1 protein-coding gene is annotated in these 1,406 nt (G+C 66.3%); it reads right to left on the bottom strand.

Annotated features, from left to right (window positions below; all coding sequences use genetic code 11):
* Positions 1-164: 164 nt before the first annotated feature.
* On the bottom strand, positions 165-1,349 hold the full coding sequence (locus AADR41_RS42070) for an IS701 family transposase (RefSeq protein WP_342287747.1): 1,185 nt from the start codon (positions 1,347-1,349) through the stop codon (positions 165-167).
* Positions 1,350-1,406 lie beyond the last annotated feature (57 nt).

The raw sequence follows: 1,406 nt of genomic DNA, 5'->3' as shown, positions 1-1,406 counted from the left end.
CTAGTACTGCAACGGTGCTTGCCGTGACTGATGGCCAGGTCAGGGGCTGTGCCCGCGCCGTTTGTAGTGACTGATGCGGGCCTGGTGTTGTCGTCGTCGGCGCCAGGTCGACCAGTGCAGGATGTGCTCGACGGGTGTGGGCCGACGGTCGGTGAGGCGGGTGATCAGCCGTCGTATTTCGGCGAGGCTGAGGTGGATGAGCTGGGAGGATCCGTTTCTGCTTTCCCGGCATCCAGCTCGCGGGCTCGCAGGACGGTCAGGCAGGCGTGGGCGGCCATGGCCAGGGTCATGTGGCGGTGCCAGCCGGGATAGCGGCGGACCTGGTAGTCGTCCAGGCCGCATTCCTGCTTCGCGCTCTGGAAGCATTCCTCGATGGCCCACCGGCTGCCCGCGATGCGGATCAGGTCATCGAGCGTGGTCCCGGCGGAGCAGTAGGCGATGTAGTAGGAGATCTCCTGTGGGCGGGCGACGCTGCGGCGGGCGATCACCCAGTGGCGGCGGTCGGGCCGGTGCCAGGGCCGCACCTCGACCCGAGCCCAGTCGTAGATTCGCAGGCCGTGAGCCCCGCTGCCGCAGGAACGACGTTTCCACTTCTGCCGGGCAAGACCGTTGAACAGGTCGTGGACGGGATGGTCGAGTGCCCAGCGGGTGACCACGGTGTCGTGCCGGGTGGTGGCCATGACGTGGAAGACGTCTGCCCGCTCCAGCTCCGAGCGCCAGCCCTTGGAAAAGCCGTAGGCGGCATCTGCGGTCACCCAGCGAAATGGGATGTTGTCTCGGATGGCTCGGCGGACCATCACCTTTGCCATGGCCACCTTGGTCTCGAAGGCCACCTCGTCGTCGATGCCGGCCCGGCGGCACCTTTCGCGGTCGTCGGTCCAGGAAGTGGGCAGATAGAGGCGCCGGTCGATCAGTGTCCGCCCGCGGTCGGTGGCATAGGCGAGGAAGACGCCGACCTGGCAGTTCTCCGTCCGCCCGGCGGTGCCGGAGTACTGCCTTTGCACCCCGGCCGACCGCGTCCCCTTCTTCAGGAAGCCCGTGTCGTCCACGACCAGAACAGCGTTGGGATCGCCCAGGTTGTCGACGACGTACTGACGCACGTCGTCGAGCACCTCATCTGCGTCCCACTCGATCCGGTTCAGCATCCGGTGGATGCGGTCCGGACCTGCGTGGCCGGCTTCCTCAGCAAGGGTCCAGCCGTTCTTCCGCTGCAGCGGAGCGATCAGGCCCCGCATGTAAGCAAGTGCCGACTCCCGGGGCTCCGACCTGCTGAAACGGTGCACGAACCGCTCATGCACAGCTTCCAGTTCACTCGCCCACAACCTGACATCAGCAAGGTCCCCACCCACAACCACACCAACGACCGACCTGGCCATCAGTCACGGCAAGCACCGTTGCAGTACTAG

Origin of the sequence: Streptomyces sp. CLV115 (assembly GCF_038448545.1) — a bacterium.
In the GTDB taxonomy this organism is placed as follows: domain Bacteria; phylum Actinomycetota; class Actinomycetes; order Streptomycetales; family Streptomycetaceae; genus Streptomyces; species Streptomyces sanglieri.
This window is presented reverse-complemented; position numbering and strand designations above follow the sequence as displayed.